General features: G+C 57.5%; 13 protein-coding genes. 10 read left to right on the top strand and 3 right to left on the bottom strand.

Annotation, left to right across the window (positions count from 1 at the left end):
• The first annotated feature begins 62 nt into the window (after positions 1-62).
• From AC4PCC_RS02425 to ridA, 5 genes are all read left to right on the top strand, one after another.
• The gene (locus AC4PCC_RS02425; RefSeq protein ID WP_492126270.1) at positions 63-620 is read left to right on the top strand and encodes an arginine repressor; all 558 of its coding nucleotides are present in this window, start codon (positions 63-65) and stop codon (positions 618-620) included.
• 156 nt (positions 621-776) lie between these two features.
• Complete coding sequence (locus AC4PCC_RS02420) at positions 777-929, top strand: hypothetical protein (protein WP_492126269.1); 153 nt, start codon at positions 777-779, stop codon at positions 927-929.
• Positions 930-940: 11 nt separating this feature from the next.
• The gene (pyrB, locus tag AC4PCC_RS02415; protein WP_492126268.1) at positions 941-1,876 is read left to right on the top strand and encodes an aspartate carbamoyltransferase; all 936 of its coding nucleotides are present in this window, start codon (positions 941-943) and stop codon (positions 1,874-1,876) included.
• A 12-nt stretch (positions 1,877-1,888) separates the two neighbouring features.
• Entirely contained in the window at positions 1,889-2,353 is a 465-nt protein-coding gene (gene pyrI, locus AC4PCC_RS02410) for an aspartate carbamoyltransferase regulatory subunit (protein ID WP_492127441.1), read from the top strand.
• A 69-nt stretch (positions 2,354-2,422) separates the two neighbouring features.
• Positions 2,423-2,809 (top strand): 2-iminobutanoate/2-iminopropanoate deaminase, encoded by a 387-nt coding sequence (ridA, locus tag AC4PCC_RS02405; RefSeq protein WP_067706054.1) that lies wholly within the window; start codon positions 2,423-2,425, stop codon positions 2,807-2,809.
• Positions 2,810-2,863: 54 nt separating this feature from the next.
• Here the strand turns inward: ridA and AC4PCC_RS02400 are convergent, their stop codons facing one another.
• Complete coding sequence (locus AC4PCC_RS02400) at positions 2,864-5,254, bottom strand: beta-N-acetylhexosaminidase (protein ID WP_492126267.1); 2,391 nt, start codon at positions 5,252-5,254, stop codon at positions 2,864-2,866.
• 342 nt (positions 5,255-5,596) lie between these two features.
• On the opposite strand from AC4PCC_RS02400, the gene treC reads away from it, so the two are divergent.
• On the top strand, positions 5,597-7,303 hold the full coding sequence (treC, locus tag AC4PCC_RS02395; RefSeq protein ID WP_492126266.1) for an alpha,alpha-phosphotrehalase: 1,707 nt from the start codon (positions 5,597-5,599) through the stop codon (positions 7,301-7,303).
• 174 nt (positions 7,304-7,477) lie between these two features.
• Here treC and AC4PCC_RS02390 read toward each other — a convergent pair whose 3' ends face one another.
• Entirely contained in the window at positions 7,478-10,051 is a 2,574-nt protein-coding gene (locus tag AC4PCC_RS02390) for a DEAD/DEAH box helicase (protein ID WP_492126265.1), read from the bottom strand.
• A gap of 324 nt (positions 10,052-10,375) precedes the next feature.
• Between AC4PCC_RS02390 and nrdD the strand changes: the two genes are divergently transcribed.
• From nrdD to AC4PCC_RS02375, 3 genes are all read left to right on the top strand, one after another.
• The gene (nrdD, locus tag AC4PCC_RS02385; RefSeq protein ID WP_492126264.1) at positions 10,376-12,514 is read left to right on the top strand and encodes an anaerobic ribonucleoside-triphosphate reductase; all 2,139 of its coding nucleotides are present in this window, start codon (positions 10,376-10,378) and stop codon (positions 12,512-12,514) included.
• Complete coding sequence (gene nrdG, locus AC4PCC_RS02380) at positions 12,511-13,035, top strand: anaerobic ribonucleoside-triphosphate reductase-activating protein (RefSeq protein WP_492126263.1); 525 nt, start codon at positions 12,511-12,513, stop codon at positions 13,033-13,035. The genes nrdD and nrdG overlap by 4 nt, the downstream gene beginning before the upstream one ends.
• A 61-nt stretch (positions 13,036-13,096) precedes the next feature.
• A complete protein-coding gene (locus tag AC4PCC_RS02375; protein ID WP_067706044.1) occupies positions 13,097-13,618 on the top strand; it encodes a type 1 glutamine amidotransferase domain-containing protein in 522 nt (173 codons plus the stop codon).
• A gap of 92 nt (positions 13,619-13,710) precedes the next feature.
• Here AC4PCC_RS02375 and AC4PCC_RS02370 read toward each other — a convergent pair whose 3' ends face one another.
• Positions 13,711-14,148 (bottom strand): YhbP family protein, encoded by a 438-nt coding sequence (locus tag AC4PCC_RS02370; protein ID WP_492126262.1) that lies wholly within the window; start codon positions 14,146-14,148, stop codon positions 13,711-13,713.
• A gap of 150 nt (positions 14,149-14,298) precedes the next feature.
• Between AC4PCC_RS02370 and AC4PCC_RS02365 the strand changes: the two genes are divergently transcribed.
• Positions 14,299-14,604, top strand: a complete 306-nt coding sequence (locus AC4PCC_RS02365) for a GIY-YIG nuclease family protein (protein WP_492126261.1) — start codon at positions 14,299-14,301, stop codon at positions 14,602-14,604.
• The last annotated feature ends 36 nt before the right edge of the window (positions 14,605-14,640 follow it).

Genomic DNA, 14,640 nt, shown 5'->3' with positions numbered 1-14,640 from the left:
GATAATTCTGCCCCTCATGGATACCCACCCTGGGTCGCAACGGAGTAATGGAAACTAAGGCTATGTCAAAAAAATCTACGGCAACGCTCGATCGGGAAAACAGCCAGCTGACGCTCTGTCGTCAGCTCATTGATACGCATAGCTTCCACAGCCAGCAGGAGATAAGAACGGCACTTCAGCAGCGGGGCTACCCGGAGATCAGTCAGTCAACCGTGTCGAAATTATTAACCCTGCTGGACGTGGTTAAAGTCGCCAATGCCCGGGGAGAGAAAATTTATGCGCTGGCCTCGGCCCTGCAGAGTAAGCCCGACGCGGTCAGCCCGCTTTCTGCCATGGTGGTCAGCGTGGATTACAATGAAAAATTTATCGTCGTTCACGTCGCGGCTGGCTACGCACGCGCCGTTGCACGCGTGATTGAACACTGGAAGCTGGATGGGATACTCGGCGTGGTCGCCACGAATAACTGTATCTGGATAGCACCGCGCACCTCGTACTCCATTCGGCGTCTCCACCAGCATATTACGGCACTGCTACAGCCCTGCGCCGGTGAGGAGCAGCAGGCGTGGCGGGAAGCACTCTCCTCCGATGAGGCGGGTGCGCTGCCTGTCCGGTTCCCCTGAGTCGCTGTTGCCAACAGCGCCTCAGGAGGAGGCTGGGTGAGATCAGGTGGGTTGCCATCACGCTAAAGTGCATGCGGAAGGCGAAAGAAAGCGCTGATGATATCTTGAACACCGCCAACATCTGCGTATAATGCCCCCCGTTTGCCTGGAGGATGTATGAAACTGCGTACCGTTAATACAACTGAACTGACGCGCCTGACCACGGGCGGGCAGCACCGTTTTTCCCACTCCGGCATCACTATTCATAAAAAAAAGCCCCTCCATGAGGGGCTTTTTTTTGCCCGTTTTTCAGCTAACCGGCAGGTATAAGGGGTGTGAAGATGGCCAATTCGCTGTATCACAGACATATTATTTCTATCAACGATCTCAACCGCGAAGAGCTTGAGCTGGTGCTGCATACCGCCGCCAGCCTGAAGGCAGATCCACAGCCGGAGCTGCTGAAGCACAGCGTGGTCGCCAGCTGCTTTTTTGAAGCCTCGACCCGCACGCGGCTCTCATTTGAAACCGCCATCCACCGTTTGGGCGCTTCGGTAGTGGGCTTCGCCGACGGGGGCAATACCTCGCTCGGCAAAAAGGGTGAGACGCTGGCCGACACTATCTCAGTGATTAGCACCTATGTTGATGCCATTGTCATGCGCCATCCTCAGGAGGGTGCCGCGCGCCTGGCGACCGGGTTTTCCGGCGGCATTCCGGTCCTGAACGCCGGTGACGGGGCTAATCAGCATCCCACCCAGACGCTGCTGGATCTGTTTACCATTCAGGAAACGCAGGGCCGCCTCAGCAATCTTGACGTCGCCATGGTGGGTGACCTCAAATATGGCCGCACGGTGCACTCTCTGGCGCAGGCGCTGGCTAAGTTTGAGGGTAACCGCTTCTGGTTTATCGCCCCGGATGCGCTGGCGATGCCCGCCTATATCACCGATATGCTGGACGAAAAGGGCATTGCCTGGAGCCGTCACAACAGCATTGAAGAAGTCGTGTCGCAGGTGGATATTCTCTATATGACCCGCGTGCAGAAAGAGCGCCTCGATCCGTCGGAATACGCCAACGTTAAGGCGCAGTTTGTCCTGCGCGCCGCCGACCTGGCTGGCGCTCGCGACAATATGAAGGTGCTGCACCCTCTGCCGCGTATTGATGAGATCAGCACAGATGTCGATAAAACGCCGTACGCCTGGTATTTCCAGCAGGCCGGTAACGGCATTTATGCGCGCCAGGCTCTGCTGGCGCTGGTACTGAATCGCGAACTGGCTCTGTAAGGGGTATTGATGATGACGCACGATAATAAATTGCAGGTCGAAGCGATCAAACGCGGCACGGTAATCGACCACATTCCGGCGCAAATCGGCTTTAAGCTGCTTTCGCTGTTTCGCCTGACGGAAACCGATCAGCGCATTACCATCGGCCTTAACCTGCCCTCCGGTGAGCTGGGACGTAAGGATCTGATCAAAATCGAGAATACCTTTCTGACCGACGATCAGATCAACCAGCTGGCGGTCTATGCGCCCCACGCCACGGTTAACCGCATTGATGAATATGAGGTGGTGGGGAAAATCGCGCCAACGCTGCCGGATACGATTGAACGGGTACTCACCTGCCCGAACAGCAACTGTATCAGCCGCAGCGAGCCGGTAAACTCCAGCTTTGCCGTAAAAAAACGTCACGGTGACGTGCAGTTAACCTGTAAATATTGTGAAAAAGCCTTCGCTCACCACGTGGTGCTGGCGAACTGGTAATCAACCGTCAGCCGCCTATAATGAGCCGACACCGGACGAAATCACGTCCTCATTTATCAGGGAGAACGTATGTCTCGCGAAATCAGTACTGAAAACGCACCCGCCGCGATCGGCCCCTATGTGCAGGGCGTCGATCTTGGCAGCATGATCATCACCTCCGGCCAGATCCCGGTCGATCCCGAAACCGGCACCGTGGCCGATGACGTCGCCGCACAGGCGCATCAGTCGCTGGAAAACGTGCGCGCTATCGTAGAAGCCGCCGGACTGACCGTCGGCGACATCGTTAAAACGACGGTGTTCGTTAAGGATCTGAATGACTTCGCCACCGTTAACGCCGCCTATGAAGCCTTTTTCACCGCGCACAATGCCCGCTTCCCGGCCCGCTCCTGCGTGGAAGTGGCACGGCTGCCAAAAGATGTGAAAATCGAAATCGAAGCGATCGCCGTTCGTCGCTGATGCTATCGCCTCGCCTTTTAACGGGCGGGGCGCTTTTCCCCTGTTTCCCACCCGCTATTTTTCCGCCCTTAGCAGTTTCCCAACCGGCCGAACCAGCGCAATCACCACCTCATCCTGCGTTACCGCTGCACTGTCCAGCAGCAGCGCCATTTTTGCCAGCTCGTTTGCGCTAAAACTGCGGTGATTTTCCCGCGCATCCAGCAGCGACAGCCCGAGGCGGCTTATTGCTTCAACCTGCTTCGCGACCGACAACAGCGGCCGTAGCTGCGTATTTTTTGCCAGCAGCGCAGTCACGACCGGGATATTTTGCTGCCAAAGCGTTAGCTGGCGACGAACCGCCTGCATGGCCTGACGATCGCCGCGATGATTAATCAGCGCCTCAACCTGAAGGTTTAGCCTGCGAATAGCGTCGCTCTCCGCAGGCAGTATGTCGGCCAGGCGATTAAGCGGCTCGCTAAGATCGTAATGACCCGCCTGAAACTTCAGATGCTGCCGCGTGTAATACTGTGCAGGCTCCAGCGCTTCGGCGAAAATCTGTAGCGGAAGCGTATCACTGCCGTTGGCCAGACGAATCATCTGCGTCTGCGCCTGCGCGTGCTGTTGCAGCCCGACCGATACCGTTGACCATGCATCCACCGCCGCCAGGCGCTGATACATATTCTCCTCATCGGTCACCTCTTTCGCCGACCACAGACGTTCCGCTACCACGAATGCACGGGGCCAGAGGCGAATGTCGATAACCTGCGGATTGACCAGCTCCGACCAGAGTGCGGCCTCCCCGCCCAGCAAATTATCCTGCATCTGCTGCCCGCTGGGCAGGCTCGGCTGGATACCGGTCGGCATCTTTTCCAGCCGCTCTCCCTCAGCCGGATAGCGGGTGTTCCCCACCCGTATATAGCCGCTGAGTTGATTCTCCTTCAGGGTAACCACCGGCCTGAATTCACCCATCCAGCTGTCCACGCTGAAGGTGAGCCGATCCGGGGCCAGCCACTTAAGGTTATGCACCAGCCGACGTGACCTTCCGGCGAAATCAATAAAGCCCCGCCAGCGGCTGTCATGCTCGATCAGCGTGAAGCTGCCCCTGACCGCGCTCCCTTTCAGCCTTGGCATGGTGAATGCCCAGCTATGAGCGACATCGCCAGGGCGTAGTCGGTCTTCGCCGTTCAAACCGCTGGGATAGACTTCATTGCGATAGTGATAAGCCGCAGGCTGGGGCTGGTCGAGATAGAAGCCAGCAGAAAGGATACCGCGCCTGTTATTGCGGCCCACCTCACCCAGCGCATCCTGCCCCTGCCAGGATTGGATCAGGATGGTGCGCGGCAGGTCGGGATGGGCGATTTCATCCCAGCCGACCATCTGCCGGTGGTGCTTTTCGAGGATCTTTTCCACACGCTGATTGAAGTAAGCCTGTAGCGCATGCTCATCCTTTAGTCCCTGGACCCGCATAAACTGCTGAATGTGGGCAGAGGCCTTCCACTGGGTGGCATCCACCTCGTCACCGCCAATGTGCAGCCAGGGATCCGGGAAGATCGCCGCTACCTCGCCCACCAGCGTGTCGATAAATGCATAGACTTTCTCACTGCTGGGATCGAGCAGGGGTTTGAAGACGCCCCAGCCGCGTTCGATCTGATAAGGGCCGGACGCGCTGATTAACTCCGGCATGGCGGCGGCCAGCGCAGTCGCGTGGCCGGGGAGATCGATTTCCGGCACCACCCGCACCCCACGTTCGGCAGCGTACTGTACCAGCGCCTTCATCTGCTCACGGCTATAAAACAGCCCGTCGCTGCCCTTCTGTTGCAGCTGGGGGAAATGTTCAGAGGCAAACCGCCAGCCCTGATCGTCGGTCAGATGCCAGTGAAAGACGTTCATACGCGCCGCAGCAATGCCATTGATCTGACGGCGCAGGGTCTCCAGCGGGAGGAAGTGCCGGGCCGGATCGAGCAGGATGCCGCGCCAGGGGAAGCGCGGTTTATCATGGATTGTCACCCAGGGGAGCGTACCGCTCTGCGGTGTATTGCCCACCAGCTGAAGCAGGGTTTCCATACCGCGCATCGCGCCAAAGCGGGTAACGGCAGCGAGCTTTACGCCATCCCCGCTGACGGTCAGGCTATAGCTTTCATCACTGTCGGGTTGAGGGATAGCATTAACCCGTTTGGCGATGGAGATCAGAATGTCCGCCTTCTGCCCCTGGTCCGTTTGAGGCAGCATTTCCCAACCGGTCTGCAAACCGATACGCTGTCGCCAGCGCGGGACTGCATCGCCCAGATCATCCCCCTCCACGCGAATGATCAGCCGATTATTCAGTGCCAGGCTACCGCCAGCTTCAGGCTGAATGACCTGCTGAGGCCAGGGCATCAGCGGCAGATTACGGTGGGCAGAGGCAAAAGCGGTTAGCGTGGTCAAAAGACAGCTGGCAAACAGTATCAGGCGCAGCAGGCTGAACATAGTTGAACTCCCTTCTCTAAGGATCTTTCATTCCTGTCCTCATAAAGCATACTTCCTCTGACACATCAAGTTACACATCGAGCCGTTCAGCACCGCGTGTCGCATTTTGTGACGCGCTTATCGCCAGATAATTCTCACTTTTTTTCATTGCATCGGCCGTGCGAGGGCCGACTGGCGCGGATTTAACGGGCTTCGCGGCCGCCTGTGGAAAATTATTTGCTTTTCACGGCCTCCGGACGGTCTCACCATGGCAGTTAATGGCTAACCTTATTGAAGAACAAAAAGTGAGAATGTCTTTATACATACGGGTGGACCTTTTCACCCTGAATATGGGATTGAGCGATGAATAAAAATCCACCATGGTGGCAGAACGGCGTTATCTATCAAATTTATCCCAAGAGCTTTCAGGACACGACGGGCAGCGGTACGGGCGATATCGCAGGGATCATCCAGCGGCTGGACTACCTCAAGACGCTGGGCGTTGACGCTATCTGGCTGACGCCCTTTTATATCTCGCCGCAGGTCGACAACGGCTACGATGTGGCGAACTACACCGCCATCGATCCGATTTTTGGCACCATGACCGACTTCGATAACCTGGTGGAAGAGACTCATCGGCGCGGCATGCGGCTGATCCTTGATATGGTGTTCAACCACAGTTCGACACAGCATCACTGGTTCCATGACGCGCTGGACCCGGACAGCCCCTACCGTTCCTACTATATCTGGCGGGATGGTACCCCCACCGAGCCGCCCAATAACTGGCAGTCGAAGTTTGGCGGCAGCGCGTGGCGCTGGCACCCGGAAAGCGGACAGTACTATATGCACCTGTGGGCGCCGGAACAGGCGGAACTTAACTGGGAAAACGATAATCTGCGCGCCGAGCTGAAGCAGATTGTTAACTTCTGGGCCGACCGGGGGATTGACGGGCTGCGGCTGGACGTGGTGAACCTGGTCTCCAAGCATCAGGACTTCCCTGACGATCCGAACGGCGATGGCCTGCGGCTCTACACCGACGGGCCGCGCATCCATGAATATATGCAGGAGATGAGCCGCGACGTTTTTCGCCCGCGCGAGCTGATGACCGTCGGAGAGATGTCTTCCGCCACCCTGGAGCACTGCCAGCGCTACGGTTCGCTGGATGGCGAGGAGCTGTCGATGGTTTTCAGCTTCGACCATGTGGAAGTCGACTTTTATAACGGCCAGAAATGGACGCTGACGCCGCTGGACCTGGTGGCGCAAAAGGCCATTTTCACCCACTGGCAAAAGGGGATGCATAACAAAGCCTGGAATGCGCTTTTTTGGTGTAACCACGATCAGCCCCGGGTCGTGTCGCGCTGGGGCGATGAGGGGCAATACCGCGTTCAGTCGGCGTGGATGCTGGCTCTGGTGTTACACGGAATGCAGGGCACCCCCTATATTTTCCAGGGGGAAGAGCTGGGTATGACCAATCCCCACTTTACCCGCATCCTCGATTATCGCGATATTGAAAGCCACAATATGTATGCCGAGCTGCGCTCGCAGGGCCGCGACAGCGATAATTTGCTGGCGATCCTCGCCAGTAAATCCCGTGATAACGGGCGCACCCCCATTCCCTGGAACGCCGGGGAGAACGGCGGTTTTACCAGCGGTACGCCGTGGATCGGCATGTGCGACAACAGGGAGACCATCAATGCGGAAGCCGCGCTCGCCGACGAAAACTCGGTTTTCTACGCTTATCAGAAGCTGATCAGGCTGCGTAAGGAGTACGCCATTCTGACATGGGGAGACTACCTGGATTTACTGCCCGAGCATCCGCACCTGTGGTGCTACTGCCGTCGATACGGCAGGGAGACGCTGGTGGTGGCCGCCAACTTCAGCGGCGATACTCAGGTCTGGCATCCCCCGGCCTATAGCGGCCAGTGGGACGTGCTGATCAGTAACTATCCGGATACGCACGTCACGCCCGGCGAGGTGATGCTGCGCCCCTGGGAAGCGGTATGGTGGTATCAGAAGCGCGGAAGCAGCGCATCACTTCGCCAGCAAAGCGTTGTATCCGGTACGAATTGAGTTGACCGGCTGAACGCGCTCCGTCCAATACGGAGTAAGCACTCAGGCTGAAAGCGCCGCGCCTGACGCCGTCAGCCTGAGAGCGGGAGACCGCCCCGCGAATGAGCGCAAAACCCGACAGGCGTTAATCCAGGGATATAAGCACTCACCGGCCCTCAAACCCTTTCTCCCCTTTCAGAGGGGATCGAACAGCGCGGCCAAATCGTCGCTGGTCCACAGGCCCGGCTCGTTAAGCCCATCTTCCAGAATCCCACCGGCCAGCTCGGCCTTTTGCTGCTGAAGCGCAACGATTTTTTCCTCGATGCTGCCTGCCACGATCAGCTTATAAACAAAGACCGTCTTATCCTGGCCCAGCCGGTAGGCGCGATCCGTGGCCTGATTTTCTGCCGCCGGGTTCCACCAGGGATCGTAGTGGATCACCGTATCCGCCGCCGTCAGGTTCAGCCCGACGCCGCCCGCTTTCAGACTGATCAAAAAGACCGGCACCTCGCCCTGCTGGAAACGCCGTACCGGCTCGGTGCGATCGCGGGTGCTGCCCGTCAGCATCACATAGGGAATGCGCGCCTTTTGCAGTTCGTCGGCGATAAGCGTAAGCATGGTGGTGAACTGAGAGAAGATCAGGATCCGGCGATCTTCCGCCAGCAGCTCACTGAGCATCTCCCGCAGCAGCGCCAGCTTGGCCGACTGTTTAACGCCCGCCTCACCCGCCTTGTCGATCAGGCGCGGATCGCAGCAGATTTGCCGCAGTTTAAGCAGCGCATCCAGCACCAGCAGGTGACTTCTCCCCGCCCCCTGCTGCTCTACCGCCAGCCTGACGCGATCCTGCATCGCGCTGCGCACCGATTCGTACAGGTCGCGCTGTGCGCCCACCAGCTCCACCGAGCGCACGATGGTGTTTTTCGGCGGCAGCTCCTTCGCCACCTCCTGCTTACGCCGCCGCAGCATAAAAGGCCGGATGCGCCGGGCCAGCAGTTCCCGTCGTACCCTGTCGCCATTGCGCTCAACGGGAATGCGCCACTCCTGGGTAAACTGCTTTTCGCTGCCCAGAAAGCCGGGCAGCAGAAAATCAAACTGCGACCACAGCTCGCCGAGGTGGTTTTCCAGCGGCGTCCCGGTCAGGCAGAGACGGTGACGGGATTTAAGCGATCGAATTACCGAGGCGGCGCGCGAGGCGCTGTTCTTCACGTACTGCGCCTCATCAAGGATCAGCAGATGATAGCTAAAACCCAGCAGCTGAGGCTGGTCGCGCCACAGTAGCGAATAGGTGGTCAGCACCACATCATACTGTTCGATACGATCATAGAACTCTTTACGCTGCGGGCCGGTCAGCGCCAACACCCTCAGGTCGGGGGTGAAACGGCTGGCCTCCTGGGTCCAGTTATACACCAGCGTCGTAGGCACCACGATAAGCGCGGGCCTGTCCAGCCGCCCGGCCTCTTTCTCCAGCAGCAGGTGCGCCAGCGTCTGAACGGTTTTGCCCAGCCCCATATCATCGGCCAGCACCCCGCTCAGATCCTGCTTACGCAGGAACTGCATCCAGTTTAGCCCCTGCTGCTGGTAGTCACGCAGCTGGGCCTTAAGGCCCACCGGCGGAGCGACGGGCTGAATGCCCTCTCCGCTGCGCAGACGCTCAGCAAGCTGCTGGACGCCGCTTTCGCCATGAAACTGCCAGCGCCCCGTGTCGCTCAGCGCGGCTAACCTGCCTGCTTCATAGGGCGGCAGCCGCAGCGGGGTATCTGCCCCCTGGCTGAAGAGGTCGATCAGGTTACTCACCACCGGTTTAAGCTGGCCCGCCGTGAGCTGCCAGCGCACATTCCGGTCGCCGCGCAGTTCAATAGTTTCATCGTCGGGAATTAAGGCGAGGTTGCCGCTAAACCAGCGGCGATCCTGTTGGAAGAGTGGGGCGAGCAGCGGCTGTAAGTTCTGCTTTCTGCGTCCCGCCTGAACCTCAAGGTGCAGGGTGAACCAGCCATCGCTACCCTGCTCTGCGCGGCCATCAATCGCCTTGATAGCGGTAAAGTTCCAGGTGAAGTCGTCATCAACCGTCACCTTCCAGCCTCGCCGGCGCAGTGCTGGTAGCGTCGCGTCGATAAACGTGCGCCATCCGGCCGGGGATGCTGGCGCAAAGAGGGTCGGCGGCAGCGGTGCGCCGGTTGGCGTATAGATATGCGCGCCGGGGATAGCCTCCAGCCCTGCTTCACTCATCTGTTGCAGCCACGCCTGCTCGGCTTCAGCCCGACGCTGTACGGTAAAGAGTTTGCCTCTGGCATCCGCAAAGCGCCGGTCGGTGCTGCCCGCTGCGACCTGAACCCCGGCATAATCAAAGGAGACCGCGGCGAAATCCAGACGTTTTTGCCGATGACCGTAGCGGCCAAATCCACTGATGAATTTTGAGCGTGATTCCAGCCGGAGCATGGGTAACGGTTCAGCAGAGAGGAGATCGGAGGGAAGATCCCCCGCCGCTACCCGCCGCTGACGCAGGTTCGCCAGCATCACCGCCGCCACGTGACGACAGTTATTTTTGACCGGGCAGGTACATTCCCCGCTGGCATGTAGCTTTCCCTGTGGCAGGCTGAAATGCACCATCACCTGGAAGGGTTCGACCGTGCGTCCGGGCACCTCGCCAGTCAACAGATCGCTTTGCCACTGGATATTCTGCGCTCTTTCCACCAGGCCTTTCGCTCTGGCAACGGTGCGCGCACCGATCCATCGGCTAACCTGGTTTTCGTTATATGTTACAGACGGCATCAGACAGTATCCCGGAATGACCCGAGCAGGGGCATAGCTGCTCAGCATAACAGGCAATAATATGGATCCCGCCCCCTGTAATGCAACCGTGTTACGCGATTTGCCCGCGAAAAAATCCCCGGGACAGAGGTAAAGGCTCCGGCAACGTCACAGCGACGGCGGGAAATCCCCTCCCGCCGGGCGCAGTAGGTTAGCGAAAATACAGCGATCAATTATCTTTGTTTAAGGTCAATAAAAGCGCAGTTAAATTAAGCACAGCACTACATGTTGCGTTTACTATGCCACTCTCATTCTATATATAGACATCAGGGTTGGGAGCACGGCATGTTATCCAGGGTAATAAAACGGGATGGCTGTAAGGTGGCGTTTGATGAATCACGTATTCGCGAGGCCATTCTCTGCGCGGCTCAGGCGGCAGATATTGATGATAAGCGTTACTGCATTACGGTCGCCAGCCAGATAAGCCAGCAGCTGCAGCGACAGCACAGCGTGGATATTCACGATATTCAGAAGACGGTGGAAAATCAGCTTATGACCGGGCCTTACCCGGAACTGGCCCGCACCTATATTGAGTATCGCCACGACCGCGATATCGCTCGCGAGCTGCGCGGCAAGCTGAATAACGCCATCCGCGGCCTGATCGAACAGACCAATCCCGCCCTGCTGAACGAGAATGCCAATAAAGACAGTAAAGTCATCCCTACCCAGCGCGATCTGCTGGCGGGGATTGTCGCCAAACACTACGCTACCGATCACATCTTGCCGCGCGACGTCGTGCTGGCCCATGATCGCGGTGAGATCCACTATCACGACCTCGATTATTCGCCCTTTTTCCCGATGTTTAACTGCATGTTAATCGATCTGAAAGGCATGCTGACGCAGGGCTTTAAGATGGGCAATGCCGAGATAGAACCGCCCAAATCCATTTCGACCGCGACCGCCGTCACCGCGCAAATTATCGCCCAGGTCGCCAGCCACATATATGGCGGCACCACTATTAACCGCATTGACGAGGTGCTGGCGCCCTTTGTCGAAGCCAGCCTGGAGAAACACCGCGCCACGGCGCGTGAATGGCAGATTGCCGATGTCGAAGGCTACGCTCAAAACCGCACCGAAAAAGAGTGCTTCGACGCTTTTCAGTCGCTGGAGTACGAGGTGAACACCCTGCACACGGCCAATGGCCAGACGCCTTTTGTCACCTTTGGTTTTGGCCTGGGGACCTGCCGGGCGGCCAGGCTGGTACAACAGTGCATCCTGCGCAACCGGCTCGCCGGGCTCGGGAAAAATCACAAAACGGCTGTCTTTCCCAAGCTGGTGTTTGCCATCAGAGAGGGAGTGAACCGCTCGCCGCAGGATCCGAACTACGACATCAAACGGCTGGCGCTGGAGTGCGCCAGCAAACGTATGTACCCGGACATTCTCAATTACGATCGGGTGGTGGAGGTCACCGGATCGTTCAAAACGCCGATGGGCTGTCGGAGCTTTTTAGGAGTATGGGAAGAGGACGGCCGCCAGGTCCATGAGGGCCGTAACAATATCGGCGTGATCAGCCTGAATCTGCCGCGTATTGCGCTTGAAGCAAAAGGGGATGAGGCGGCATTCTGGAGGCTGCTGGATAAACGGCTGCTGTTGGCGAAAAAAGCACTGCTTACCCGCATTGCCCGGCTGGAAAACGTTAAAGCGCGCGTTGCTCCCATTTTGTATATGGAAGGCGCCTGCGGCGTGCGGCTACAGGCAGATGATAACGTCGCCGACATCTTCAAACATGGCAGAGCCTCTATTTCCCTCGGTTACATTGGCATTCACGAGGCCATTAACGCGCTAAGCGGCGGTGAGACCCACCTCTTTGACGATCCGCTGCTGCGCGAAAAAGCCGTGGCGATCGTCAGCCATATGCGTAACGCCGTGGATGCATGGAAAGCCGAAACCGACTATGGCTTCAGCCTGTACAGTACGCCAAGCGAAAATCTGTGCGATCGCTTCTGCCGCCTGGATGCCGCCGAGTTCGGCATCATTGCCGGGGTAACCGATAAGGGCTACTACACCAACAGTTTTCACCTGGATGTGGAGAAGAAGGTTAACCCCTACGATAAAATTGATTTTGAAGCGGCCTACCCGCCGTTAGCGAACGGCGGTTTTATTTGCTACGGCGAATATCCCAATATTCAGCACAACCTGAAGGCGCTGGAGGACGTATGGGATTACAGCTACAGCCGAATTCCCTATTACGGCACCAATACGCCTATCGACGAATGCTATGAGTGTGGCTTCACCGGCGAATTTTCCTGTACCAGTAAAGGCTTTACCTGCCCGAAATGCGGTAATCACGATGCCTCCCGCGTTTCGGTTACCCGGCGCGTCTGTGGTTATCTCGGCAGCCCGGATGCGCGCCCGTTTAACGCGGGCAAGCAGGAAGAGGTCAGGCGTCGCGTTAAGCATATGGACACCGGCCAGCTGGAATGAATATTCATCAGTATTTTCCGGTAGATATCGTTAACGGGCCGGGAACGCGCTGTACGCTGTTTGTAGCAGGCTGCGAACACCGCTGCGCCGGGTGCTACAATAAATGCACCTGGCGGGTGAACTCCGGCGTTCCCTTCACGCTTTTGCATGAAGAACGCCTGATCGCCGATCTTAACGATAGCCGCATTCCGCGTCAGGGTCTGTCGCTTTCCGGCGGCGATCCGCTGCATCCCGCCAACGTTGCCGACATACTCAGGCTGGTGAAACGCGTACGTCGCGAGTGTTGTGGGAAAGATATCTGGCTGTGGACCGGCTACCGTCTCGCCGACCTGAGCGACGCCCAGCGGGAAGTGGTCCGGCTGATTGACGTGCTGGTTGACGGCAAATTTGTCGAGGCCCTGAAGGACCCGGCGCTGCTGTGGCGAGGGAGCAGCAATCAGGTGATTCACTACCTGACACGGCCCGCAGATTATCAGGCTGAAATCAGCCACATACAGTACAAACTCACCCCTCCGACTTGATTTTTCAGAATGACCAACCACACTTAAGGGCATTGTCAGCGTTAAAACACCGGAGGAAACGATGAGCAAGAAGATCGCGGTATTAATTACAGATGAGTTCGAAGATTCAGAATTCACGTCTCCTGCTGAAGCCTATACCAAAGCGGGACACCAGGTTGTCACCATTGAAAAGCAGGCCGGGAAAACCGTTACCGGGAAACAGGGTCAGGCGAAGGTAAAAATCGATAAGAGCATTGATGAGGTTCACGCCGCTGAATTTGATGCACTGCTGTTGCCGGGTGGACACTCCCCTGACAGCCTGCGCGGCGACGATCGCTTTGTTAACTTCACTAAAGATTTTGTCGCGCTGGGCAAACCGGTATTCGCTATCTGCCACGGGCCACAGCTGTTGATCAGCGCCAACGCGGTACGCGGCCGTAAAATGACCTCGGTGAAAGCCATTGCCATTGATTTGAAAAATGCCGGTGCAGACTTCCACGATAAAGAGGTCATCGTCGACAACGACAGGCTGGTGACCAGCCGTACGCCGGACGATTTACCCGCGTTTAACCAGGAATCTCTGCGTATTCTTGAAATTTCCTGAACCGCACTGTATTCCCCCGATCGGCACTGAAACTTCCGCATCACTAAAACCGACATTACCAATCGGCATTAAAACCGGGTTCGCCCGGTTTTTTACCCTGCCTGCTCCCGCATCCAGCTGAGTTTTTTGCCAAACCCCAGCGCGTTATCGGTCATTTTGACCTCATCAAGCCTGATTTCCCACAGCGGAGCCGACGCTTTGATCGCAACCGGGAAACGCTTCACATAGGCGCTGTGCGCGGCCTTTGCCTTATCGCCCTCCAGCAGCGTGATACGCCCGGCGTACTGTACACCTTTGATCAGCAATACTGATTTAGGCTGCCCGTTAATCGTTCCGGCCACCTGGGGGTCACTCAGCATTTGCGCCCCGTGCCGCGTATGCCTTTCGGTCATCAGCCAGAATACACAGCTATCGGGGTCGAAGACGTAAAAACAGTTAGCGCACCAGACGGGCGGCCCTGAACATAAGGACAATACATGCTGTTTTTTTAGAAAACGGCTGATGGCGGCGGGCATTGCGGTATCGGACATAGTAGCCTCCCTGAAAAAGCCCACTTTGCCACACCCGCCCCCTGCATAGCCAGCCACAACGCCGGGAGACACTTTTCCTGTGGCGGGAAGCTGCTAGAATCCCCTTTATCGCCCCTCTGAAACGGGGATAAACAGGACAGAAAGGACGTGATGAACAGCAGCGAAGCCGCGCCATGGCGACTCTATATTTTACGTACCCGCAGCGGGGCGCTCTACACCGGGATCACCAACGACGTCGCGCGGCGTTTTTTGCAGCATCAGTCGGGTAAAGGCGCAAAGGCATTGCGCGGTAAAGGTCCGCTGGAACTGCTGTTTCACTGCGAAGCGGGCGATCGTTCCCGTGCGTCAAAACTGGAGTATCAGGTTAAGCAGCTCAGGAGAAGCGATAAAATCAGGCTGGTGACGCACCAGCCTGACTCTCTCACCGCCTGGCTGGAGGAGCTCAGGAGCAGCTGAACCTGAGCTCACAGAGCAGAACGCCGCCGTGCGCCC

This window comes from Erwinia sp. L03-1 (assembly GCF_058686115.1).
Note: the sequence above shows the minus strand (reverse complement) of the source record. Positions and strands in the feature narration are given on the sequence as shown.